The 24,065-nt window shown below is 70.8% G+C and carries 24 protein-coding genes; 3 read left to right on the top strand and 21 right to left on the bottom strand.

Annotation, left to right across the window (positions count from 1 at the left end):
* Nucleotides 1-232: 232 nt before the first annotated feature.
* From VF632_RS18260 to fdhD, 15 genes are all read right to left on the bottom strand, one after another.
* Nucleotides 233-565 carry a hypothetical protein gene (locus VF632_RS18260; RefSeq protein WP_331024372.1) on the bottom strand — a complete coding sequence of 111 codons (333 nt, stop codon included), beginning with the start codon at nt 563-565 and terminating at the stop codon, nt 233-235.
* A 6-nt stretch (nt 566-571) separates the two neighbouring features.
* A complete protein-coding gene (locus VF632_RS18255; protein WP_331024371.1) occupies nt 572-892 on the bottom strand; it encodes a hypothetical protein in 321 nt (106 codons plus the stop codon).
* 93 nt (nt 893-985) lie between these two features.
* Complete coding sequence (locus tag VF632_RS18250) at nt 986-1,981, bottom strand: DUF6929 family protein (RefSeq protein WP_331024370.1); 996 nt, start codon at nt 1,979-1,981, stop codon at nt 986-988.
* A gap of 137 nt (nt 1,982-2,118) precedes the next feature.
* Nucleotides 2,119-3,543 carry an argininosuccinate lyase gene (argH, locus tag VF632_RS18245; protein WP_331024369.1) on the bottom strand — a complete coding sequence of 475 codons (1,425 nt, stop codon included), beginning with the start codon at nt 3,541-3,543 and terminating at the stop codon, nt 2,119-2,121.
* A gap of 2 nt (nt 3,544-3,545) precedes the next feature.
* Entirely contained in the window at nt 3,546-4,778 is a 1,233-nt protein-coding gene (locus VF632_RS18240; RefSeq protein WP_331024368.1) for an argininosuccinate synthase, read from the bottom strand.
* A gap of 164 nt (nt 4,779-4,942) precedes the next feature.
* Entirely contained in the window at nt 4,943-5,473 is a 531-nt protein-coding gene (locus tag VF632_RS18235; protein WP_331024367.1) for an N-acetyltransferase, read from the bottom strand.
* Nucleotides 5,467-6,630 (bottom strand): acetylornithine/succinylornithine family transaminase, encoded by a 1,164-nt coding sequence (locus tag VF632_RS18230; protein ID WP_331024366.1) that lies wholly within the window; start codon nt 6,628-6,630, stop codon nt 5,467-5,469. The genes VF632_RS18235 and VF632_RS18230 overlap by 7 nt, the downstream gene beginning before the upstream one ends.
* Nucleotides 6,617-7,381 (bottom strand): acetylglutamate kinase, encoded by a 765-nt coding sequence (argB, locus tag VF632_RS18225; RefSeq protein ID WP_331024365.1) that lies wholly within the window; start codon nt 7,379-7,381, stop codon nt 6,617-6,619. The genes VF632_RS18230 and argB overlap by 14 nt, the downstream gene beginning before the upstream one ends.
* Nucleotides 7,378-8,373: an N-acetyl-gamma-glutamyl-phosphate reductase gene (gene argC, locus VF632_RS18220; protein WP_331024364.1), complete on the bottom strand. Its 996-nt coding sequence runs from the start codon at nt 8,371-8,373 to the stop codon at nt 7,378-7,380. The genes argB and argC overlap by 4 nt, the downstream gene beginning before the upstream one ends.
* Before the next feature lie 190 nt (nt 8,374-8,563).
* Nucleotides 8,564-8,944, bottom strand: coding sequence for a plastocyanin/azurin family copper-binding protein (locus VF632_RS18215; protein ID WP_331024363.1), 381 nt, complete (start codon nt 8,942-8,944; stop codon nt 8,564-8,566).
* Nucleotides 8,941-10,089 (bottom strand): cupredoxin family copper-binding protein, encoded by a 1,149-nt coding sequence (locus VF632_RS18210; protein WP_331024362.1) that lies wholly within the window; start codon nt 10,087-10,089, stop codon nt 8,941-8,943. Before VF632_RS18210 ends, VF632_RS18215 begins: the two co-directional genes overlap by 4 nt.
* Nucleotides 10,086-10,511: a plastocyanin/azurin family copper-binding protein gene (locus VF632_RS18205; RefSeq protein ID WP_331024361.1), complete on the bottom strand. Its 426-nt coding sequence runs from the start codon at nt 10,509-10,511 to the stop codon at nt 10,086-10,088. Before VF632_RS18205 ends, VF632_RS18210 begins: the two co-directional genes overlap by 4 nt.
* Nucleotides 10,512-10,582: 71 nt before the next feature.
* A complete protein-coding gene (locus VF632_RS18200; RefSeq protein WP_331024360.1) occupies nt 10,583-11,824 on the bottom strand; it encodes an Ig-like domain-containing protein in 1,242 nt (413 codons plus the stop codon).
* A gap of 343 nt (nt 11,825-12,167) precedes the next feature.
* Nucleotides 12,168-12,887: an AMIN-like domain-containing (lipo)protein gene (locus tag VF632_RS18195; RefSeq protein ID WP_331024359.1), complete on the bottom strand. Its 720-nt coding sequence runs from the start codon at nt 12,885-12,887 to the stop codon at nt 12,168-12,170.
* Nucleotides 12,884-13,777 (bottom strand): formate dehydrogenase accessory sulfurtransferase FdhD, encoded by an 894-nt coding sequence (gene fdhD / locus VF632_RS18190; RefSeq protein WP_331024358.1) that lies wholly within the window; start codon nt 13,775-13,777, stop codon nt 12,884-12,886. Before fdhD ends, VF632_RS18195 begins: the two co-directional genes overlap by 4 nt.
* A gap of 185 nt (nt 13,778-13,962) precedes the next feature.
* On the opposite strand from fdhD, the gene VF632_RS18185 reads away from it, so the two are divergent.
* Entirely contained in the window at nt 13,963-14,586 is a 624-nt protein-coding gene (locus tag VF632_RS18185; protein ID WP_331024357.1) for a CDP-alcohol phosphatidyltransferase family protein, read from the top strand.
* Between the two features lie 7 nt (nt 14,587-14,593).
* On the opposite strand, the gene VF632_RS18180 is transcribed toward VF632_RS18185, so the two are convergent.
* The 4 genes from VF632_RS18180 to VF632_RS18165 all read right to left on the bottom strand — a co-directional run bounded on the left by VF632_RS18180 (nt 14,594) and on the right by VF632_RS18165 (nt 19,893).
* Complete coding sequence (locus VF632_RS18180) at nt 14,594-15,871, bottom strand: DUF445 domain-containing protein (protein ID WP_331024356.1); 1,278 nt, start codon at nt 15,869-15,871, stop codon at nt 14,594-14,596.
* A 419-nt stretch (nt 15,872-16,290) separates the two neighbouring features.
* The gene (locus VF632_RS18175) at nt 16,291-17,220 is read right to left on the bottom strand and encodes a hypothetical protein (RefSeq protein WP_331024355.1); all 930 of its coding nucleotides are present in this window, start codon (nt 17,218-17,220) and stop codon (nt 16,291-16,293) included.
* A gap of 33 nt (nt 17,221-17,253) precedes the next feature.
* Nucleotides 17,254-17,520, bottom strand: coding sequence for a GlsB/YeaQ/YmgE family stress response membrane protein (locus tag VF632_RS18170; RefSeq protein WP_331024354.1), 267 nt, complete (start codon nt 17,518-17,520; stop codon nt 17,254-17,256).
* A 288-nt stretch (nt 17,521-17,808) separates the two neighbouring features.
* Nucleotides 17,809-19,893, bottom strand: coding sequence for a M3 family metallopeptidase (locus VF632_RS18165; protein ID WP_331024353.1), 2,085 nt, complete (start codon nt 19,891-19,893; stop codon nt 17,809-17,811).
* A 270-nt stretch (nt 19,894-20,163) separates the two neighbouring features.
* Between VF632_RS18165 and VF632_RS18160 the strand changes: the two genes are divergently transcribed.
* Entirely contained in the window at nt 20,164-21,231 is a 1,068-nt protein-coding gene (locus VF632_RS18160) for a sialidase family protein (protein WP_331024352.1), read from the top strand.
* Between the two features lie 243 nt (nt 21,232-21,474).
* Nucleotides 21,475-22,842, top strand: a complete 1,368-nt coding sequence (locus tag VF632_RS18155) for an aminotransferase class I/II-fold pyridoxal phosphate-dependent enzyme (protein ID WP_331024351.1) — start codon at nt 21,475-21,477, stop codon at nt 22,840-22,842.
* Nucleotides 22,843-22,867: 25 nt separating this feature from the next.
* Here the strand turns inward: VF632_RS18155 and VF632_RS18150 are convergent, their stop codons facing one another.
* Both VF632_RS18150 and VF632_RS18145 read right to left on the bottom strand, forming a co-directional pair.
* Complete coding sequence (locus VF632_RS18150; protein ID WP_331024350.1) at nt 22,868-23,608, bottom strand: DUF2071 domain-containing protein; 741 nt, start codon at nt 23,606-23,608, stop codon at nt 22,868-22,870.
* Nucleotides 23,595-23,798, bottom strand: a complete 204-nt coding sequence (locus VF632_RS18145) for a hypothetical protein (protein WP_331024349.1) — start codon at nt 23,796-23,798, stop codon at nt 23,595-23,597. Before VF632_RS18145 ends, VF632_RS18150 begins: the two co-directional genes overlap by 14 nt.
* Nucleotides 23,799-24,065: the final 267 nt, after the last annotated feature.

The following is a 24,065-nucleotide window of genomic DNA, read 5'->3' as shown; positions in this document are numbered from 1 at the left end:
CTCGTTCAACACGTGCGGGATCGTGAGAGACAATGTCGGAGTCCGAGCCGTGCTACAGGGGGATGCAGGTTTCTACGGAAGCTTCGTGATCACGTACTGAATCCCCGGCTGACGCCTGCTTGGGAGTGGTGATTCCACCGTTGCTGCATCACCCACCTCCTGGTGCCGCTACGCGGGTCCTAATCACGAACCCGGAGCGGCTTCCGAGGCCGCGTTCCCGGCCTGACGAGGTTCAGCCGTCCGAAAGCCCGTGGACTGGCGTTGCGCGCTCGCAGAGCCGAGCGAGATCGTCGCTGGAGAGGGTTTCCCAGTCGGCGGGGATGGGGGCCAGGCGGCGGCGCTCGTGCGGGGCCTGGAACACGAGCCACCCCGCCGCGAACGCCGCCGAGACGGCGACGCTGCGGCGATCAGCGGCTTTGCGGCGGTCCGGCCCTCGGGACAGGAACACCGGGTCGGGGCTGCGGCGGTCGCGTCCCCGGCGGCGTTCGCCGTCTTTTCGCGTTCCCGGGATCACGCTCCACACCTGCCAGTGCACGCCCCCCTGCTGGAACCCACGGAGCGCCATCGCGGATCAGTGCTGGACGGGCGCGGGACTGGCCCGGGAGCACAGGTCCGCCAGTTCATCTTCCGTCACCGCGTCCCAGTTGGGCGGAGGCGGAATCAGGCGGCGCTTTTCTTCGGCGCACTCGAAGCACACCCAGCCGCGCTCCAGCCCGGGCGCGGCGGTCCGGCGGCGCCGCTCGCGGTTCTGCCGGCGCTCCGGCGTGTAGCCGGGGGTCTGGCGCATCCGGCGTTCGCCGCTGGAACGCAGTTCCGTGAAGACGCGCCAGGGCGGAACGTCCCAGGCCTTCCAGGCCACCCCCCTCGCATCGATGAATTCGCGCAGTGCCATGATCTGACTCCGTAGCAGGTTCTCCGTGGCGCGGGAGCTGAGGCAAATACTGTACCTACATCGACTTAGAACGTGCTGCCACGCCTGACGGTTTCAGTCGTAAGCCCACGGTCCGGCCAACTCGACCTCGCATAGTTCGGACGGGAGATGCGGGTCGTCGCGGTCGATGACGACCAGCACGGTGCCCGGGCGCGAAGCCGGAGCGAGGCCCTCGACCTTGCCGTCGAATCGGCCGCCGGCCGCATCCTCGATCACCGTCCAGCGCGCACCCGACCCGTCGATGATGCCCAGCGCCGAGCCCGCCACGGGACCGTCGTCGTAGGTGTTGGGCGACGCCTCTGCCGTGGCGGCAAAGAGCAGCGCGTCGTCCACTACCGAAGCGTCCGTGAACGTGAGCCGCCACCCGTCGATGTCGCCCAGCTCGTAGCGGGTGATGCGCTCCGGCGGGGGCGGCGGCGCTTCCGCATTCAGCAGGTGCGCGCGGAGGCGATCCCAATCGACCTCGCAGGTGGCATCCACGGGGTCGCGGCCATCCATCGGCGCGCCGTTGCCGCGGTTGAACAGAAGCAGGCGGCCGTCGAGCCAGGTCGCGCCCTCCACGTTCATCTCGCTTCCCGAGAACTCGTGCGCCCCGCGCAGCAGCGCGTAGAACGCGGACGCGTCGCACACCTCCACCAATGACGCCTCGGGAATGCCGCGTACCAGTACGATCCGCTCGCGCTTGGGCGTGCTGCCGGACCCGAACGCGGCCAGCATCTCGCCGCCGGGCTCGGGAACGGCGACACACGCCTCCAGATCCAGCTTGAACTGCTTGTTTCCGCGATCCGTCCCGAACAGGCGCACGCGGCCCTCCCCCGCCGGCAGGGTGAGCGAGCGGACGTCACAGGATTCGGGATCGACGAGGGCGATGAAGTTGGCATCGTCCTGCACGACGGCGAGCACGCCGCCGATCCACGCGATGCCGGACCCGGCGCGCACGTGCGCTGGCCGGTCGAGCGCGGGATTGGCTCCGTCGGTGTAGAGGAGGGGGATGGAACGCACCACGCGGGCGCGGAGTGCGGGATCCTGGTAGCCGCGGATCGTCGTCATCCCTCCGCCATCACGCAAACCCAAAACCAAACAGCATCACGCAGAGGGCGCAGAGATAACGGAGAGGACGCAGAGGGGCTGTAGCTGCCCTCTGCGTCCTCTCTTTTCCCTCTGCGACCTCTGCGTGAAACTGCAGTTCAGATCTGTCCGAGCAGCGCCGCGATCTGGGTACGAACGGAGGCGGGTGACGTGCCCCCCTCGCTGGCGCGCGCCTCGATGGACGCCTTGGCGCTGAACAGCGAATCCAGGTCGGCGGACGCGAACTCGCGGCTCACCTCCACGAACACCTCACGAGGAAGCGCGCTCAACGGACACCCCAGCGCCTCGGCCGCACGCACCAGCCGGCCGACCGCAGAATGCGCCTCGCGAAAGGGCACGCCCTCGCGCACCAGGAAGTCGGCCAGGTCCGTCGCCAGCATGGCCGAGTCGACCGCGCCCGCGCACCGCGCTACGTCGATCGACAACGACCGGATGGTTCCCGCCACCGCCGGCAGCACGTCCGTCAGTGCGTCGAAGGCGGAAAAGAGCGCGGACTTGTCTTCCTGCAGGTCCTTGTTGTAGCCCGACGGCAGCCCCTTCAGCAGCGCGAGCATGCCGGTGAGGTCGCCGATCAGCCGCCCCGCCTTGCCGCGCGCCAGCTCCAGCGCGTCGGGATTGCGCTTCTGCGGCATCAGCGACGAGCCCGTGCTGAAGCGGTCGCTCAGCCGCACGAAGCCGAACTCCGACGACGCGAAGAGCACCAGGTCTTCCGCCAGGCGCGACAGGTGCACCCCCGCCATCGCCGCCACGAACAGCAGTTCCGCCACCCAGTCGCGGTCCGCGACCGCGTCCACCGAATTCGGCGACACGGCCCGGAAGCCCAGCGACTCCTTCAGCAGCACGCGATCCACGGGAAACGGGCACCCCGCGATGGCACCCGACCCCAGCGGCAGCACCGACACCCGATCGCCCGCGTCCGCCAGCCGCTCGCGGTCGCGCGCCAGCGGCCATGCGTGCGACAGCAGCCAGTGCGCCGCCGACACCGGCTGCGCGCGCTGCATGTGCGTGTACGAGGGCATCACCGTCGCCACGTGCTGCTCCGCCTGCTCCACCAGCGCCAGCTGCACGTCGCGCAGGGCGGCATCCAGAGTCTTGACCGCCTCCAGCGCCCACAGGCGGAAGTCGGTGGCCACCTGGTCGTTGCGCGAGCGCCCGGTGTGCAGCTTGCCGGCCGTGGGGCCGATCTCGTCACCCAGCAGCCGCTCGACGAGCGTGTGGACGTCCTCGTCCGCCGCGGCCGCCCAGTGAGCCTCGGACCACGACTCCAGGCGCGCCGCCACGGCGTCGAGCCCCGCGCGGAGGTCGGCGGCCTCGGCGGGGTCGATCACCCCCGCGGCGCCCAGCGCGGCCGCCCACGCGCGGCTACCGGCCACGTCGTGGCGCCACAGGCGGCGGTCCACCGGCAGCGAGCGGTTCAGCCGGTCCATCTCGGGTGCCGGGCCGGCCGAAAAGCGCCCGCCCCACATGCGGGCGCCGGGTACGGCCGGGGCGTTCTGCGCCGGCGCGGTGGGAGTGCAGGCCATGTTCAGTCCGCGGCGGCAAGGGTGGGCGCCAGCGTGGCTTCCTGCTCCTTGAGCGCGGCCACGCGGCTGGAAAGGCCGAACAGGCGGATGAACCCCGCCGCGTCGGACTGCTCGTACACGTCGTCCTCGCCGAACGTCACGAAGCGCTCATCGTACAGCGAGTTGGCGGACCAGCGGCCCGCGATGGCCACGTTGCCCCGGTACAGCTTCAGCCGCACCGATCCCGTCACGCGCCGCTGCGTGGTGTTCACCAGCGCGTCCATCGCCTCGCGCTCGGTGGTCCACCAGCGGCCCTCGTACACCAGGTCGGCGTAGCGGGGGGCGACCATGTCCTTGAGGCTCAGCGTGCGCCGGTCCAGCGTCAGCTGCTCCAGCTCGGAATGCGCGGCGTACAGCAGGGTGCCGCCGGGCGTCTCGTAGATGCCGCGCGACTTCATCCCCACCAGCCGGTCTTCCACCAGGTCGATGCGCCCGATGCCGTGCGCCCCGCCGATGGTGTTGAGCGCCGCGATCAGCTCCACGGGCCCCATCTCCTGCCCGTTGACGGACACCGGATAGCCCTCGTGGAAGCCGATGGTGACGTACTCCGGGCGCGCCGACGCCTCCTCGGGCGACTTCGTCAGCAGGAACAGGTCGCTCCCGGGCTCGTGCGCGGGGTCTTCCAGCGGGCCGCCCTCGTGGCTCACGTGCCACAGGTTGGCGTCGCGCGAGTAGATCTTCTCCCGCGTGGCAACGACCGGCACCTGGTGCTGCGCGGCGTAGGCCAGGGCGTCCTCGCGCGAGCGGATGTTCCACTCCCGCCACGGCGCGATCACCGGCAGGTCCGGCGCGAGCGCCGCGTACGTCAGCTCGAAGCGAACCTGGTCGTTGCCCTTGCCGGTGCAGCCGTGGGCCAGGTGCGTGGCCCCCACCTGCCGGGCGATCTCCACCTGGGCCTTGGCGATGATGGGGCGCGCCATCGAGGTCCCCAGCAGGTACTTGCGGCCGTAGACGGCACCGGCACGCAGCGTGGGCCACACGTACTCGGTGACGAACGCTTCGCGCAGGTCCTGGACGTAGCAGGCGGCGGCGCCGGAGGCGAGGGCCTTGGCCTCGAGCCCGCTGAGCTCTTCGCCCTGGCCCACGTCGGCGGCCACGCAGATCACTTCGGCGCCGTAGTTTTCACGGAGCCAGGGCACGATGATGGAGGTATCCAGTCCGCCCGAGTAGGCGAGGACGACGCGGGGGGTAGGCATATTGGTGCGCTCCCTGGCGATGGTGTTTGCGTGGTTCGCCGCGTTCCCACGGCGGTGGAGCAAAGTGCGTTAGTGCGTTAGTTCGTGAGTGCGTCAGTGTGCATTCCGCCGCTCGGTTGGCGCTGCGCGGGCTGCCGTTGCTCCCGCACTAACGCACTCACGCACTAACGCACTTCCCTGTAGACCGCGATCTCGTCGCAGGCGTGCAGCTTCGAGCAGTTCCGGCAGTCGGCCCACACCTTGGCCGGGAACATCTCCTTGTTCACCGTGCGAAAGCCCAGGCGGTGGAAGAAGCCGTCGCGCAGCGTCAGCGCGAAGATGGTGTTGATGCCCAGTGTCTCGGCGTCTTCCACCAGCCGCTCCACGATCCGCCCGCCCAGCCCCAGCCCCTGCGCCGCCGGGCTCACGGCCAGGGAGATGATTTCCGCCAGCTCGGGCGAAAAGATGCGCAGGCCACCGCACCCGAGGAGGCGCCCGTTCTCGTCCGTCGCCACCACGAACTCGCGAAACAGGCGAACCAGCTGCTCCGGCGTCTTGGGCAGCATCAGGTTCTGCGCGGCGAAGTGGTTGATCAGCGGCTCCACCGCCAGCATGTCGGCGATGCGCGCGGGGCGCACCGTCACCGGAGACCCGGTCGGCACCGGGGTCACGTCGATGCCCGCCGCCGCGGAGGAGGGCGCAATCTGGATCAGCATTCCATCGCTCCTTCCAGGATCGCGATGCCCTGGCGCAGTTCGTCGTCCCCAATCACCAGCGGCGGAAGCAGCCGCACCACGTCCGGGCCGGCGGTGCACAGCAGCAGCCCGGCCTCCAGCGCGCGGCCCACGATCCCGGCCGCGTCGTCCACCTCGATCCCCCACATCAGCCCCGCGCCGCGCACCTGGCGGATGCCGGGGCGGCGGAGGGCCAGCGCGCCCAGCAGGTCGGCCAGCAGCGCGCTCTTGCGGCGGACCTCGGCCATGAACGGCTCCGCGCCGATCTTGCGGCACGTGGCCAGCGCGGCCGACGCCACCAGCGTCCCCCCGCCGAAGGTGCTGCCGTGGTCGCCCGGCTTCAGCGCCGCCGCCACGCTTTCCGTCACCAGCACGGCGCCCATCGGCAGGCCGCCGGCGAGCGGCTTGGCCAGCGTCATCACGTCCGGCGTGATCCCCGCCGCCTCGTGCCCCCACAGCGTTCCCGTGCGGCCCAGCCCCGTCTGCACCTCGTCCAGCATCAGCAGGGCGCCGTGCTCGGTGCACAGGGCGCGGAGTGCCTGCAGGAACCCGGGCGCCACCATGCGCACGCCGCCCTCGGCCTGGATGGGCTCGATGATGACGGCCGCCACGCGCCCGGTCTGCAGCAGGCCCCTCACCCCGTCCACGTCGCCCACCTCGGCGAAGCGCACGCCCGGCATCAGCGGGCGGAAGGGCTCCTGATAGGCGGGGCGGTCGGTCAGGGCCAGCGCGCCCATCGTCCGGCCATGGAAGCCGCCACGGAAGGCGATGATCTCGGCCCGGTCGCCCGCCCAGCGGCGCGCGAACTTGATGGCGCCCTCGTTGGCCTCCGCGCCGCTGTTGCAGAAGAACACGCGGTCGGCGAACGAGTGCGCGGCCAGCCACGCGGCCAGCTCGCCCGCGGGCGCGGTGCGGAACAGGTTGGAGGTGTGGAGGATGCCGGCGTCCAGCGCGCCGCGGATGGCGGCCGCCACGTCGGGATCGCCGTAGCCCAGGGCGTTCACCGCGATGCCGCTGGTGAAGTCCAGGTACCGGCGCCCGTCGTCGCCCGTCAGCCAGCATCCCTCACCCGCCACGAAGGCCGGGCCGGCGGGCTTGTAGACGCCCAGCAGGGCGGATTGCGTGTCAGCAGCCAGCATCGGCCATCTCCCGTGCAGGTTCGATCCGCGTTCCCGCGGCGAGGTCCGTCAGCATCCCCACGTCCCCGATCCTCACCCCCGCCACCCCGGCGGCGGCCGCCGTGAAGGCCGCGCGCAGCTTGGGAAGCATTCCCCCCGACGCCTCGCCCGAGGCGGCCAGCACCTCGGCTTCCACTCCGCCCAGCGCCGCCAGCCACTCGCCCGCGCGGCGCACGCCGGGAACGTCGGAGACGAAGAGCAGCTCTTCCGCGCCCAGCGTGGCTGCGATGGCGGCGGCGGCATCGTCGGCATTCACGTTCAACCCGCCACCGTCCGTGCAGCGCGACACGGGCGAGATCACCAGCGTCAGCCCCTGCTCCATCCACGCGTGCAGCAGCTCCGTCCGCACGGACACCAGTTCCCCCGCCCGTCCCAGCGCGCCGCCACGGATCGTCCGGCCGACCAGCAGCCCGCCGTCTTCGCCCGACACGCCCACCGCGTCGACCCCAGCGTCCAGCAGCGCGGACACCCAGCGCTTGTTGACGACGCCGCTCAGCACCATCCGCACGGCGTCGAGGGCGATGGGCGTGGTCACACGAAGCCCGTCCACCCACTCCGGCTCTTCGCCCAGCGCGCGCTGCAGCTGGCTGACCTCCTTGCCGCCCCCGTGGACGAGGAGCGTGGGGACGGAGGACGCGGCGACGGATGCCGCCACCGACCGCATCCACCCGGCGTCCTCGGCCAGGTTGCCCCCCACCTTGACCACCCTCACGCCAGTGCCTCCGTCTCGGGCCATCCGAACATCAGGTTGAGGTTCTGCACCGCCTGCCCGGCCGCGCCCTTCACCAGGTTGTCGATGGCCGCCACCACGATCAGCATCGGCGCCGCCACGTCCTTTACGGCCGTCACCCCGATGGCGACGCGGTTGGACCCCACCGCATCGGCCAGCGACGGCATGCGCCCGCTCACCACCCGTACGAAGGGCTCCGATGCATAATCATCCATCCACATTCCGATCGGCTCACCGAGCAGCGGCTCCTTCAGCGGCACGTAGATCGTCTCGAGGATGCCGCGCCTCACCGGCAGCAGGTGCGGGGTGAACACCAGCTCCGGCGCCCGCCCCCCCGCCAGGCCGGCGGCCTGCGACCGCATCTCGGCCAGGTGCCGGTGCACGTTCCCAACGGCGTAGGCGCTGAACCCCTCGGCCACCTCGGCGAACAGCAGTTCCCGCTTGGGCGAGCGCCCCGCGCCCGTGACCCCCGATGCCGCGTTGACGATCACCGGCCCGGCCGCCAGGCCGCGCCGCAGCAGGGGCGCCAGCGCCAGGATCGCGGCCGTGGGATAGCATCCCGGGTTGGCGACCAGTTGCGCGCCCGCGATCCGCTCGCGGTGCAGCTCGGGAAGCCCGTACACCGCCTCGCGCGCCCAATCCGGCGTGTCGGCCCCCGGCACGCGCAGGTCCGCCGACAGGTCGATGGCCCTGACGCCCGCGGCGCGCGCCCGCTCCATCCAGCGCGCGCTCTCGCCGTGCGGCAGGCACGACACCACGCAGTCGCACGCGTCCAGCGCGGCGTCTTCCGCCCTCACCAGCGCCGGTCCTCGCGCGCCGGGAACCAGATCGTCCAGCGCCGTTCCCGCCTCGGACTCCGACGTCGCCCACGCGATCCGCGCGTGGGGATGGTGAGCGAGAAGCCTCACCAGCTCTCGCCCGGCGTATCCGCCTGCCCCCAGGATTCCGATTCGTGAGTTAGGATAATTATTCATGGGCTCGCAAACCTATACCAAATATCCCGGGGCGTCAACGGTTACGATCCGGGGCAGGATATCTCAACAGCTTTCACGCAGAGGACGCAGAGAAGACGGAGAGGACGCAGAGGGGCCCGTGGCTGCCCTCTGCGTCCTCTCTGTTCCCTCTGCGCCCTCTGCGCGAAACGATCTTTTCTTCCGTCGAGCCCTACCGCACGACCACGGTTCCCTTCATGGAGGGATGCGGGTCGCAGTGGTACGGAAACGTGCCCGCCGCGGCGAAGGTGCGCGTGTAGACGGCCGTGGGGCTCAGCTGCCCCGAGCTCCACACGCCACCGTCGGAGGTGGAGGTGTGGATCTCCTGGTCGCAGTTCACCCAGGTGACCGTGGTGCCCGGCGTGACGGTGATCTGGCTCTGCGCGAAGGCGAAGTTGCGGATCTGCACCACGTTGGCGGGGCTGCCCTCGCACAGGTTCTCGTCCACGGCCAGTCCCGCCACGCGTTCCGAGAAGCACCCGGCCAGCGCGCCCGCCGCCACGGTGAAGGCGAACGCCGCGCAGGTAAAGCTGTAGATGGCTCTTCCGATCATCGGACGATCACGACTCCCTTCATGAACGGGTGCGGAGTGCAGGTGAAGTCGTAGGTCCCGGCCTCGGTGAAGGTGTGGCTCCACTTGGCGCCCGGCTGGATCAGCCCCGAATCGAACGCGCCGCTGGTGGCGGTTACGGTGTGCGCCATCTGGTCGCCGTTGGTCCACTCCACCGTGCTCCCCGCGGCGATCTCGATGCGGGCGGGCGTGTAGGCGAAGTTCCTCATCCCCGCCCGTGTCACCGGCCCCGCGGGTGCCGCCGCGGGGGTGCCCGCTACCACCGGTGCGGACGGCGGCGGGGGCACGGGACCCGCCACCGCTCGCGGTCCGAACCAGCGCGCCAGCGTCAGCGGAACGGTGAACTCGAACCCGTAGCGCACGTCCGCGCCGCCGAACGACATCCCCTGCAGCGTGTAGGCGTTGGAGTTGGAGGCCTGCAGCGAAAGCGAGTGGGGCGTCTGCGGGATGGCCAGGTGCAGCCCCGCGCTCCACGCCACCTCCTCGCCGTCGCGCCGCTCCTGCAGCGTGGCGACGTCACCCGCCACCGCGAAGTAGCGGCTGATCTTCAGCGTTCCCCCACCCGCCACGGCGTACCGGCGCGCGCCCGCTTCCATGGGATCGGCGAGGACGCGCCCGGCCGCCACCAGCCGCAGTCCGCCGAAGCGCCGGGCGACGGAGACCTCTCCATCCACCCCGTTCGCCGCGTTGTTGAACGCCACCTGCCCGCCTACGTCGGCGGGGGCGCCGCGGTCCTGCGAGAACAGCTGGTGGCGGGCCCAGAGCTCCCACTCGTTGGGAAAGCCCGGCGCGAGCGCCGAGTTGGTGGCGTAGTGCAGCCCCACCGTCGTGCGGTACGGCAGCCCCGCGGCCACGGTGAAGGTGGGCACGTTCCCCACCTTTCGCGTCGGCGCCGGGCTGCTGCTGAAGCGGTGCAGAAAGTGGAAGTACAACGTGCCCGGGTTGCCCACCCAGGCGCCCGACAGGTTGGGCGGGCGGTCCAGCAGCGACTGGGCGCGCGCGCCGGCGGGAGCGGCCAGGGCGGCGAGCAGAACGAGAAGCGCGGCGCGGCGGATGGGGATCACCTTGCCTCCGGAGTTGTCCCGGCGGGCCGCGCGGGCCCGCCGGGTGGGGTGGATGCGGCTCACTGGACCGTGATGACGCCCTTCATGTTCATCCCCGCGTGGGGCATGCAGAAGTACTCGTACCGGCCGGCGGGCACCCCGGCGAAGGTGATCGTGTAGCTGTCGCCCGCGTTCATCATCAGCGCGCCCGAGAGCGGCTGGATCTGTCCCGCCATCGCGGCGCTCAGGCGCGCCTCGGCGGCGTCGGGCACCTTGGCGGGATCGAACGCCACGTTGTGCGGGCCGCCAGACACCGTGGTGAAGCGGATGCGATCCCCCGCGCGGATGGTCAGGTTGGCCGGCTCGAACCGCGCCGAGGTGCCGTCCAGGATCATCTTCACCTCGTGCGTGGCCGGCGGCGGCGCGGGGGTTTCCGCGCGGGCGGTCATCACGGCCGCGGGCGCCAGGGCGGCGGCGACGATCAGGGCCAGCAGGGTCTTCTTCATCTTGTTGCTCCCGTTCGAGTGGATTGCGGCGGCGCCGCCTGGTTAGCCTATGTCCGAGTCCGATGAGCCCTTCAGGGCCCGACGATCACCTGCCCCGTCATTCCCGAGTGCCGCGTGCACTGGTAGCTGTACGTGCCCGCGGTGCCGAACGTCCGCGCCACCGAGGCGCCAGCGTCCGTGTCGGGGATGTTTCCTCCCGCCGGCCCCGCGCCGCTGAAGGTGACGTTGTGGCGCGTGCTGCCGGTGAACTGCCAGGTCACGGTTCCCCCCGTGGCGAGGGTCACCGCGGCCGGGTTGAAGGTGTTGCCCGGCGTGGTCACCGTCGCGGTGGAGGGCGAGGTTCCCCCTCCAGTCCCGGTGCCGCCCACCGTAACGGTGACGCTCGCCTCTCGCATGACGCCGCCGTGGGTGATGCGGGTGGTGACGGAAACCGTCCCCGCCGCCACGCCGGTCACAAGACCCGAGGCGCTGACGGTGGCCCGGGCCGGGTCCGCGGACGACCAGGCAGCCGCGGGAACGCCGCCCATGGCCTGGCCCGCCTGGTCGAGCGGCGTGGCCGTCAGCTGCACCGTCGCTCCCACGGCCACGGAGGGGCTGGCCGGCGTGATGCGGACGGAGGTGAAGACGGGCGTCTGCGTGGCGCCGTCCACCGTCACCGTGCCGCCGTGCTTCCCCTTGTGCCGCTGGCAGGTGTAGGCGTAAACGCCCGCGGTGGCGAAGGTGCGGCTGACGGAAGTCCCGCGGTTCATCTTTCCGATGTTGCCGCCGGCGGGGGCGGTGCCGGACCACGTTACGTCGTGCTCCTCGTCCACCATCCGCCAGGTTACCGTGCCGCCGGGCTGGATGGTCACGGCGCCCGGCTGGAATGCGTCGTCGACACCCAGCACCTCGGCCGTGTTCAACGGAGGCGGCGGGGGCGGGGGAGGCGGCGGCGGCGGCGGCGGCGGCGGCGGCGCGAGCACGGCGACCGCGTAGTCCGCCGTCTTCGTGACGCCGCCGGCGGTGGCGCTGGCGGTGATGGTGGCCGCGCCGGCCTTCAGCCCTCTCACGACACCGTCGGCATCCACCGTCGCGATCGATGCGTCGCTGGACGACCACTGCGGCCGCACGTTCGGCACGGGCTGCCCGGTGGCGTCTTTTGCTTCCACCTGCATGATGAGCGTGTCACCGACGGGCATGGCCCCCTCTGGGTGCGACACGGCGAGGGACGCCAGCGCACCGGGCTGAGCGCCGCCCGTAAGCGGGGCCGCGCCGCCGCCGCCGCACGAGGCAAGGGCCATCAAGCAGATGATGGTGAGAATGGTCCTGCGCATCGGGCTCCCTCCCTGGTGCGATGACGCCGTCGCGCCGCGGATCACGGCAAAACGTCCCGGCGCCTCGCATCCAGGGAAAAGCAACACGGGGACCCGGAAGGAACATCCGGCGTCCAGGACCGCTTAGTTCTTGTGGGAGAGATGGTTACGACGAGCGGCGGGGTCGCGGCGGCGCGTGGCTCGCTGCGGGGGAGTGTATCGTAGCGAGACAGCGTGTCCCCCGCGCCGACAGAACTACAGTTTCACGCAGAGGACGCAGAGAAGACGGAGAGGACGCAGAGGGGCCGTGGCTGCCCTCTGCGTCCTCTCTTTTCCCTCTGCGACTCTGCGTGAAACGTTCTTTTCAGTGCTGGACGTCGATCACGAGCCTGCTGGGGTTCGCGAGCTCGAGCACGCGGTAGCGATTAGGGGATGCGACGCCGAGGACGATCTGCACCTCGGCCTCGAAGTCGCACGTGAACTCGTATTCGCGCAGCACGGGAAGCGACAGCGCCCGCTCACGCTGCCCGATGGTGGCGCGGCCCTGGTCGTCGTGGGCGCGCGCGGCGTGAAGGGTGATGGAGAGCCACCCGTCGCCGGCGATCTTCGTGGCCTCGCCCGAGCCGCACTGGTGCACCGGCCGGTCGACGTACTCGATGCGGTACCCCGGAATGGCATCCGCCCCCAGCGCCACGACGAAGCGGTCGAAGCCCGCGTTCGGCGCCGTGCGCACCTCGCGCAGCGTCGCCACCCCGCCGGGCCGGCGGCGGACCTGCGTGCGTCCCGACGTCCAGTCCGCCTGCGGCGCGGGCGCGGGGGCCGGTGACGGCGCCGCGGCGGAATCGGCGCCGGGAGCCGGAGTCGCGGCGGCGCTGTCCGCCGGCTGCGCGGCGGGGGTGGAGTCCGCCAGCACGAAGGCCGGCAGGCGCGCGGGTGCGCGCGGCGCAGAATCCGCCACCGCCGAGTCGTCCCGCGCCTCCGTGGCGCGACGCCGCTCAGTGGCCTCGCGCAGCTCGTTGCCCTGCTCGCCGCACCCCGCCAGCACGGCGGCGATCATCATCGTCCCGAATGCCCGTCCCGTCATCCGCCCACCTTTTCGCGAACACGGGAAGCGATGCGCTCGCCTCCCGTGTAGATGTTGAATCCCGGCTCGCGGACGAACCCCGCGAGCGTCATCCCCGCCTGCTCCGCCAGCTCCACCGCCAGGCTGCTGGGCGCCGAAACGCCCGCCAGCACCGCCGCGCCCGCCCGGGCGGCCTTCTGCACCAGCTCGAAGCTCAACCGCCCGCTCACCAGCACCACGTGTTCCGCCAGCGGCAGCTCGCCCGCAAGCAGCGCGGCGCCCACCAGCTTGTCCATCGCGTTATGGCGGCCCACGTCTTCCCTCACCCGCACCAGCTCGCCATCGGGCGTGAACTGCGCCGCCGCGTGTAGCCCGCCCGTCCGCTCGAAGACGGCCTGCGCCTGCCGCAGCCGCAGGGGGAGGGAGATCAGCGTCTCGGCATCTACCGTGACCCCACCCGCCACCCGCACGCACGCCGGGCCCATCACCGCCTCGATGGATGCCTTGCCGCACACCCCGCAGCTGGACGTCGTGTAGAAGTTGCGCGCCAGGCTCGCCGCGTCGAACGGCACGCCCGGCGCCAGCACCACGTTCACCACGTTGTACAGCTGCTCGGCCTCGGTGCAGTAGCGGATGGCACGCACCGCGTTCGGCCCGTCGATCAGCCCTTCGCCGTACAGGAAGCCAGCCGCCAGCTCGAAGTCGGCCCCCGGCGTCCGCATGGTCACCGCCACGCGGTGCGCCACGCCGTCGCCGCCGAGAACGCGGATCTCCAGCGGCTCCTCCGTCGCCAGCGCATCGTCGCGCGTGCGGCGCAGCGCGCCCTCGGGCGAGACGGCGACGCGCTCGATGCGTCGGCGGACCGTGCTGCCCCGGCGCGTGGCCCTCACCGGCGTGGGATCGTTCTGCATCAGGGCCGGACCGCGGAAGAGTGGCGCAAACGCTTGCCCCGAAAGGTGCTTGGGGTGTGTGCATGCCGCAAGGGCGATGCGGCGCCGTCGACGGGCCGGGGTTGCGGCGGGCGCCGTCGCGGGTGAGCTTTTGCGCGCCACGACGCACGTCGGACGAGCTCCATCCCACACCCGTCAGCATCCGAATGCCGCCAGCCCAGCCCGAGAAGCTTCCCTGGGGCGCACCGCCGCTTCCCACGCAGATCCATCCCGACACCCCGTGGACGTGGCCCAACCTGATCACGGCCGTGCGGCTGGTGGCGGGGATGGTGCTGTTCACCCTGGCGGCGCTGTACGGCGACGAGCGGCTGAACCTGTGGGGGCTGGGCGTCTACTGGTCGCTCGACATCCTGGACGGCGCCGTGGCCCGCTGGCTGAACCAGGAGACGCTGTTCGGCGGGCAGTTCGACATTTTGGCCGACCGCCTGCTCGTAGCCTTCTTCTACCTCAACGAGCTGTACCTGTACCCGGCGCTGGCCGTTCCCGTGGTGCTGTTCCTCATCCAGTTCATGGGCGTGGACCACTACCTGAGCAACCAGTACCTGCGCTACCCGCGCATGATCTCGCCCAACTACTACTACCTGGTCAACAAGCGGGTGTGGGAGCTCAACTGGTCGCCGCTGGGCAAGGTGTTCAACACCGGCCTGGTGACGGCGCTGCTGGTGCTCACCCGCTCGCCCGTGCTGGTGACCGCCGTCGTCGTGGGCATCCTGGTGGTCAAGTTCTACTCGGTGGCGCTGGTCTTCCGCACGCCCGCCCCGGCCGCCTGACGCCGCGTCATCCCGCGCCGAGGAGGCGCGACACGGTGTAGATCAGCAGCCCCACCAGCCCGCCCACCAGCGTGCCGTTGATGCGGATGTACTGCAGGTCGCGGCCGATCTGCAGCTCGATCTTGCGGGTGGTGTCTTCCGGGTCCCACGCCTGCACCGTGGTTTCGATCAGGTCGGCCACCTCGTGCCGGTACTGCTCGATTACGTACAGCACCGCCTGCTCCACCCACCCGTTGGCCTTGGCCAGCAGCTCCTCGTCTTCCAGCAGCGATCCGCCAAAGCGGGTGACGGCGCTCCCCACGCGGCGCCGGAACTCGCTCTCCGGGTCGGCGCTGTGGCGCAGGACGGATGCCTTGATGTCTGCCCACAGGCCCGCCGAATAGGCGCGCACGGCGGGGTGGCCCAGCACCTCTTCCTTCAGCGCCTCGCCCCGCGCGATCATCTCGGGCGAGCTCTTCAGCCGCTCCACGAACTCGGCGACGGCCTCGTTGAACCGCCCCCGCAGCGGGTGGGCGGGGTCGTGCGCCACCTCCACCAGGGTCCGTTCGATCCCACGCGCGATCCGCTTGTAGATCTCCTCGTTCACGGCCGTGGGCATCCACCACGGCGTTTCCTGGGTGATCTTGGCGCGAAGGACCTCGCGGTTTTCCTCGAACAGCCGGTCGAACAGGCGGATGGCGGAATCCAGCAGCTCCTGGTGGCGGTTTTCGGCCGTCACCAGCGTCAGCACGCTTCCCATCAGGGGCGCCACCTGCGTGGTTCGCACGCGGCCCATCACGCTCTGCTCGATGATCTCCTGCACCTCTTCGTCGCGCAGCACCTGGATCAAGCCGGTGACCGCGGCGGCGGCGTGCTTGCCCACCGTGTCGCCGTGGTCGGGGTTGGCCAGCCACTGCGCCAGCTTCAGCGCCACGTTGGCCTCGCGCAGCTTGGCGGAGATCACGGGCGGCGACAGGAAGTTGTTCTGGACGAAGTTGCCCAGGCTCTTGCCGATGCGGTCCTTGCGGTTGGGGATGATGGCGGTGTGCGGGATCTTTACGCCCAGGGGATAGCGGAACAGCGCCGTCACCGCGAACCAGTCGGCGACGGCGCCCACCATGGCGGCTTCGGCGGTGGCGCGGATGAAGCCGAGCCATGGGTAGCGTGCCTCGAAGATGCGCGCGACGATGAAGATGAGGGTCGCCACCCCCAGCAGGCCGGTGGCGACGCGCTTCATCTTTTCCAGCCGCACGCGCTTTTCTTCCTCGTCCCGCAGCGGGGGCAGGGTCAGCCGGCCGATTTCCATCCCGATCCGATTGGTTCTCGTTCGTGGCTCGTCGTGCATCCGATCCGCGTACGTGGAGGATGCGTGCCAGCACTACGCGCGGGGGATGCGGGGGGATTCTGGAACGCGGGGCGGGACCGAGGCCGGGGGCGGATGAATCCGGCAGCAACAACATTCACAACCCAGCTTTCCGGCACACACCGTGTCATCCTGAGGCCCAGGCGCACAGCACTTGCCCTCACACGATACGTCGCGGGCCGAAGGATCTTGCCGCGGACGCGTACGAGCCAGGGCGCGGCAGCGGTCACCGGTCCAGAGGCCGCAGCCTGCACGGGCGAATGAATTCGCTGCAACGACCACACGAAGTCCACCTTCGTGGACTGGCTTGTTGCCGTGCTTCCGCGGACCTGTGGCGCGCCCGCGGGGTGCCAGGCAGCGAATCAGGATGTCTTGGCAATTCGCCCGGATGCCTCGTCCCACCGCCACTCGACGGCGCGGCCCTGGAGGTGCACGCCGCCCAGCCACCGCTCGATGCCGATCGCGGCGACGCGGTTCGCACGGCCGGCCAGGACGTCGCGGCCGAGGTCCGTCAGGGCGACGGTACGTTGGCGGAACTCGTCGGCCTCACCCAAGGTGACCAGCGGGCCCAGGTCTTCGAGGTAGGAAAAGAAGGTGGAGTCGCCCAGCCAGATGGGCTCTTCGACATCATGGTGCGACGCCACGTACAGCTCCCCGACCGTGCGCGGACCCTCCGCGAGCCCCTCCAGCGCCTGCCGCTCGCTGCGCGACAGGCCGTCTCGCGTGGACGGAAACTGCTGGAGGTGGCGGCGCAGGGCGGACGCCAGGTGCGGAAGCGCCGCCAGCTCCGCTCCCGGGATCGCCTCCATGCCCCGCGGGTCCGGCGCGCGGAACGCCTCCCACGCGGCGCGCGCGGCGGAGAGGTGCGCGCGCGTGACGGGCATGCGCAGCGCGAAGAGCGCGCGTAGCTGGTCGGGCGTGGCGGGGCCCAGGTACTGCGCGGGGTTGATCAGCGTCAGCCCCGGCCGCGGATGCGCGGCGAACCAGTCCAGCACCTGGATCAACTGGAGCTGGTCGTACAGGTCGTGCTCGAACCAGAGAACGACCTCGTCCTCGTCCACCGACGAGGCCAGCGCGGCATCCCGCTCCTCGAACCCGCGGCGCGCTTCGTCCACGTCGCCCCAGCCCCGCGACGCGATGAACCCGGCGCGGACCAGGCTCAGTTCGCGGAGCGGAAGGCCGGCGGGCACCGGCCCCTCGTGCAGCACGTCGCGCCAGGGAAGAATCTGGCCGGGAATGCCCGACGCGCGGATGGCGTCTGCCGCGGCATCGCCGTTGGTGACGTGGAGCATTCGCGCGCCGGTGCTACGAAGTAGCCAAAGTGGTCAACGGCGTCGCCCGTACCCGCCCCGGCGCCTGTGCAGGGCGTGGAGCAGAAAGAGCAGCACCACCGCGCCGACGAACGCGGTGAAGATGGTTCCCGCCAGGCCGCTGAACGGCGTGGTCACGCCGAGCTGGCGGAAGAGCCATCCGCCGACGAACGCGCCCACGATTCCCACGATGATGTCGCCCAGCAGCCCCACGCCCCCTACGACCAGCCCGGCGAGCACGCCCGCGACCAGTCCCACGATAATCCACGTCAGCAGATCCATCGTTCATCTCCCGTTGTTGTGTGTCCGTACCATCAGGGCAATCCACGTACCCGGCTACTTTTTCCTGTCGCGTGCCAGGCTCCCGGACACGGTGCGCCACGGCTCCGGCGCGCTTCGGCGAGTGTGTGGCGGATCCCTCAGTCGCTGCGATCTAACGGTGTGAGGGCAGGATTGCCGGGGCCGCTTCCATCCGGATGACGTCGTCGCTCGTCCACGCGCGGTGCGTCCGGCAGGTGCGGCGTGCGTGCAGCGTCCCACGTGCGACCATCGTTACCGTCGCGACCGCCCTTACCCCGTCTCCACCCCAAGATTGCGCCTCAGCAGCGCGGCCGGGTCCGGGTCGCGGCCCATGAACCGGCGGAACAGCTCCGCCGGGTCCGCGGCGTCGCCCTGGCTGAGCACGTGCTCCACGAAGTCCCGCCCCACCTCGCGGCTGAACAGCCCCTCGCGCTCGAACCGGCTGAACGCGTCCGCATCCAGCACCTCCGACCACAGGTAGCTGTAGTACCCGGCCCCGTATCCGCCCGAAAAGATGTGCGCGAAGCTGGTGATGAAGTGGTCGTGCGCGTACTCGGGGCGCGTGTGGAACCCCTCCATCACCCGCTGCGCACGTTCCACCGGGTCTTCGCTCGAGGCCGGGTCGAAGTGCACGTGGAGCGCCAGGTCCATCGTCCCGAAGCTCAGCTGCCGCATCTGCAGGTGCGCGCCCATGTGCACCCGCGCCGCCTTCATCTTCTGGAAGAGCGCCTCGGGGATGGGCTCGCCCGTGTCCCAGTGCCGCGCGAACAGGTCCAGCGCGGGGCGCTCCCACGTCCAGTTTTCCATGATCTGCGACGGAAGCTCCACCCAGTCCGTGGCCACGCGCGTTCCCCCCAGCGCGGGCACCTCCACGCGCGAAAGCACGTGGTGAAGCAGGTGCCCGAACTCGTGAAAGACGGTCTGCACCTCGCGATGGGTCAGCAGGGCGGGGCGGCCGCCCTCCGGGGGGGAGACGTTGGCCGCCACCACGGCCAGGTGCGGCTCCCACCCCGCCGGCCGCGGCCCGCCCACCACCAGCCCGGCCATCCATGCGCCGCCGCGCTTTTCCTCGCGCGGGTACCAGTCGGCGTAGAACCCGCCCAGCAGGCTGCCCGCCTCGTCGAACACGTCGTAGAAGCCCACCGTGGCGTGCCACACCTCGCTGACGTGCCGCGGCTGCACGCGCACGCCGAACAGCCGCCGGGCGATCTCGAACAATCCTTCCAGCACGCGGTCCAGCGGGAAGTACGGCCGCAGCTCCTCGGCATCCAGGTCGTACCGGGCGCGGCGCATCTGCTCGATGGCGTACGACATGTCCCACGGCGCCATCTCGTCCAGCCCCAGCTCGGCGCGCGCGAACGCTTCCAGCTCGGCAATCTGCCGCTGCCACACGGGCCGGGTGCGGGCCACCAGGTCCGCCTCGAACTCCACCGCGCGCGCGCCGCTGCCGGCCATGCTGTCTTCCAGCGTGTAGTCGGCCCAGTCTGCAAAGCCCAGGATCCCGGCCAGCTCGCGGCGCACCGCCAGAATGCGCCGCAGCACGGGGCGGTTGTCGTGCGGGCCGTCGGCCGCGCGGCTCATGTACGCGTCGTACATCCGCTGGCGCAGGTCGCGGCGGGCGGCGTACTGCATGAACGCCTGGTAGGAAGGCAGCTGCAGGGTGAAGCGCCACCCATCCACCCCCTTGGCCGCGGCCGAGGCGCGCGCCTGCGCCCGCGCCGAATCCGGAAGGCCTTCCAGCTCCGCCTCGTCCGTCAGCACCAGCTCCCACGCGTTGGTGCTGTCGAGGACGTGGTTGGCGTACGTCTGCGCAAGCTGCGACAGCTCCACCCGCAGCGCCTCCACGCGCTCTTTCTGCTCAGGCGGCAGGTCGGCGCCCGCGCGGCGGAACTCGAGCACCACCTTTTCCAGGTGCCGCGCCCTCACCCCCTGCAGCGCGCGGGCATCGTCGGTGTCGGCGTAGGCCTTTACCGCGGCCCACAGCGCCGGGTTCAGCGCCAGGCGGGCGTTGAACGCCGCAATCTCGGGGAGCACCGTCTCCCACGCCTCGCGCAGGTCGGGCGTGTCCATCACCGACGACAGGTGCCCCACCGGCCGGGTGACCCGCCCCATCCGTTCCGTGACCTCTTCCAGCGCCCCTACGGTGTTGTCGTACGTGCGCGGCCCATCCAGCTGGATGATGGCGTTCAGCTCGTCGGCGGCCTGCGCCAGCACGGCGCGCACGGCGGGCACCACGTGCGCGGCCCGGATGCGGTCGAACGGAATGGCGTCACGGTACGTGAGCAGCGGGTTGTCGTGGAGCACGGCGCGGGGCTCGGCGGCGGTGGTCATCAACGCGGATGCGATCGGGTTCATGGATCAGGATCTCTGGCGCGCACATGGCACGCGCCGGGCCATTCCCACGGAAGCGTCCGCGTACCACTCCGCGGGCGCCGGGTTCCCGGACCACGATGCGCGCAGTTCCGTCGGCGTGGGAAAGGGCGTATCCACGATGGCGCCCCTGGATGGCGCGGGACAGGCACTCCGCGGGTGCAGTAGCGCGTAAGCTACTGTCGTATATAGATTTGGATGCACGACACGGATCGCTCGATCCCTCCTTCCCCCTCCTCCACGGCTCGAAATCCCATGCACACGCGTATCGCACGTTCCGGCCTGGTCCTGGCCGCCTGCGCACTCACCGGCTGCGCCCAGGATCCCACGCAGGCGCAGCCCGCCGGCCCCGCATCGTCCGTTGCCGCGGCGGCCGGCGCGCCGCTGCACACGGGGCCGGAGAACGATTACCAGCCCAGCCTGTTCCGCGTGAACGACGGCCGCTTGATGACGGTGTTCGAGCGCCTGGCGCCGCGCACCAACTCGGGCGACCTGTACGTGTCGACCTCGTCCGACAACGGCGTGTCGTGGTCCGCGCCGGCGCTGATCGTGGGCACCCGGGCGAGCGAGCGCCACCCGTCGGTGGTGCAGCTGCCCTCGGGAGCGTTCGCGCTCTTCTACCTGGTGGTCGACTCCAAGGGCGCCTACAGCATCCATCGCGCGACGTCGGCGGACGGCAGGACGTGGACGCCGCGCGGGGCGGTGAGCCTGGGATGGGGCACGGCGGGCGACATGAACCCCTCCGTCATCGTGGGAGCGGACGGGTCGCTGACGATGACGTACCAGCGCCACAACGGAACCACGTACGTGGGATACCTGGCGCGCAGCCTGGACGGGGGCGCCACCTGGGATGCGCGCCGCACGACGGTGACCGGCGGCGGCCAGGGGATGCTGCCGCGAATCGCCCGGCGCGCGTCCGACGGGCTGTACATGGCGACGTACCAGGCTGCGGGCGCGGACGGCAAGCTCGCCATCTTCGCGAAGACCTCCGCCGACCCGTACGCCTGGCCCGCCCAGGCGGCCGTGATCTCCACGGTGGCGGACTCGCACGATTCGCAGCCCATCGTGCTGGAAGACGGGCGCTTCCTGCTGATGTACATCGGGCTGGGCAGCGATGCCGGCTACAACCTGTACTACCGCACCACCGATGGCGCCGCTTGGGCGCCTCCGGTGAAGCTGACCACGGACCTGGACCTGCACGACGTGGAGCCGCACCCGGTGCTGCACGGCACGCCCGGGCGCGTGGTCCTGGCCTGGGGGCGCCAGCGCGCCCCCTCGTCGGACTTCTACATCTGGGTGAATCCCGCGCTCGACATCGAGTAGCGTTCGAACGACGGGAACAAGAAGAAGCGGAGGGAGCCACGGCTTCCTCCGCTTCCTTCTGGCGCCATCCGCAGTTTCGGCTTATATTCGCTGCACTCCCAACAACCGCTGGAAATCGCCTCGGGCTCCGGCCCCAGCCGCGATCGTCTCTCCCCGGCCCGCCATCCCATCCCGGCTGGCGCGCGCTCCGTCACGTTCGTGGCGCGGCGCTCGCCCTCATCGCATGCACCTGCAGGAGAATCCATGTCCATCAACGATCTTTTTGCGTCATCGCTGTACACACATTTCGTTTCGCACTACGCCAATCCCGCGGGTGCCGACCTGCTCGCGCGGACGGAGCCGTTCTTCGAGTGGCAGGACGCGCGGCGGGCGCAGGGCTTGTGGCCGTACTCACGCTCGCTGGACGGCGCGCCCGAGGCTGCGTGCGCCGTGCGCAGCGAGACGGGAACCGGCGCCGTGGGGCTGAACTTCCTTTCGCAGGACTACCTGGGGCTTTCCACGCACCCGGAGGTGGTGCGGGCCGCGGAGCGCGCGCTGCGCGACCACGGGATGCACAGCGCCGGGTCGGGGATGCTGGGCGGCAACACCGCGCCCGGGCTCGCGCTGGAGTCCGCGCTGGCCGAGGCGCTGCAGGTGCCGCACGTGGCCCTGTTCTCCACCGGCTGGGGCGCGGGGTTCGGCACCATCACCGCGCTGGTGCGGCCGGACGACCACGTGCTGCTCGACACCCTGTCGCACGCCTGCCTGCAGGCGGGGGCCGCGGCGGCCACGCGCAACGTGGTGCGCTTCCGGCACCTGGACAACGAGGCGGTGCGCCGCCACCTGAAGAAGATCCGCACGCGCGACGCCCACAACGCCGTGCTGGTGGTGACCGAAGGCCTGTTCTCGATGGATTCCGACATCCCCGCCATCGAGGAGCTGCAGTCCATCTGCCACGAATGGGGGGCCACGCTGCTGGTGGACATGGCCCACGACTTCGGGCAGATGGGCCCGCGCGGCAGCGGCAGCGTGGGCGCGCAGGGAATGCTGGGGAAGGTGGACCTGGTGATGGGGGCCTTCAGCAAGACGTTCGGCTCCAACGGCGGCTTCGTGGCGACGCGCTCGCCCGCCGTGCGCCAGTTCATCCGCGTGTTCGGCGGCCCGCACATCTTTTCCAACGCCATCTCGCAGCTGCAGGCCAGCGTCGTGGCGGAGGCGCTCAGGATCGTGCGCTCGGACGAGGGCGACGTGCTGCGCGGACGCCTGGGCGCGGCGGTCGGTACGCTGCGCGGCACGCTGGAGGAGCGGGGGGTGATGGCGCTGGGAACGCCGTCGGCGGTGGTTCCCGTGGTGGTGGGCGACGCGGCGGTGGCGCGCGTGGCGGGGAGAATGATCTTCGAGCGCGGCGTGTTCGTGAACCTGGTGGAGTATCCCGCCGTGCCCATCAAGGGCTCGCGGTTTCGCATGCAGGTGATGGCCACGCACACCGGGGCGCAGGCGCGCGCCGCCGGCGTCGTCGTGTCCGACTGCATCGCCGAGGCGAAGGAGATCGTCCAGCACGGCGGCGTGATCCAGGGTCCCTTCACCATCCTGACGCCGCCTCCGTCGCCCCTGTCGGTCGCGGCCGCCTGAGAGATCGCCCCAGCGCGCATCGCCCTCAGGCGATGCGCGCGCCTGTGCGGACCACGATGGGCGAGCCGTCGGCGAGCAGGGCGGAGCGCGGTGGGGTGGAGAGGCACTCGGCGAAGGCGGGGCCGTACAGCGCGGCCACGTCGCAGTCCAGCGTGGCGGATTGTGCGCGCCACACCTTCCAGCGCGGATGCTCCACCTGGTACTCCACCGTGCCGCCGTCGCGCTGGCGGGCGTATCCCCAGTAGTGCTCGGTGATGAACTCCGCCTCGGAGCCGTCCGCCGCCGGGGCGGAAGGGCCCGCCACGGACGCCCGCAGCGCGCACCAGCGGCCGCGGTGGCGCCACCCATACTCCACCGATCCACCCGAATCCGGCCGGACGTCGTTGCGGTGCCGCATGGGCAGCGCGGCGTAGTTCTCGTTGTACACCCAGCGGGCGACCGCCGCGATGGCGAAGCGCGGCACGATTTCCTTTACGAACACCACGCCGCGCCGCCAGCCCTCCGGCCCCTTGTGCCGCACGTAGAAGCGCAGGTTCAGCTCCTCGAAGTCGCGATGGAAGGGGATCGGAATCCCCAGCACCCGCGTCCGCAGGAACATGAAGCCCACCACGCTGGCGTAGGTGACGCCGCCCCACTCGTCCAGCTCCGTTCCGGCGGGAACGAGGGGACGCAGCAGGGCGGGGGGCACTTCGTAGTTCAGCATCGCCAGCCACCGCCACTCGGCGGTCAGGAAGGCGCCGCGGGCAGCGGGTTCAGGGGGCTTCATTCGCCCCGGCGTCGGACGCGCGGGCGTCGGCGTCCTTCTGGGCCTTCTCCAGGCGCTCCTGCACCTTTTCCTCGGCTCGGCCGGTGATGGCGTCCAGGGTGGAGTCGTTGGCCAGGGTGTCATCGGCCATGTCGGCGCCGCTGGAGCAGGCGGCCAGCAGGGCGAGGGTGGCGAGCGCGATGAATCGCATGGTCATATGGGAAAGGTCCAGGATTTTCGGGATGCGGCGTCACGTGGAGTGAGGATGTTGGGGCAGTGCGTCATTTGGCGCAACGGCTGGCCGTCGCTCGTCACGGGGGCGGGCATAAGTTCGATCGCGGTTCGACGGGACTGGCGCATGCCGCGGCCGCCCCCCTCTCCCGGCCTCTCCCCCATAAACCCCATGGGGGAGAGGAGAATTCGATTGCGCTCCGGCTGGCCCGGCGCACTCGACTGGCTCCCTTCCCCCGCGCAGTTT

The organism is Longimicrobium sp. (genome assembly GCF_036388275.1).
GTDB lineage: Bacteria > Gemmatimonadota > Gemmatimonadetes > Longimicrobiales > Longimicrobiaceae > Longimicrobium.
The sequence above is the reverse complement of the archived record's forward strand: the minus strand, read 5'-3'. Positions and strand labels throughout refer to the sequence as shown.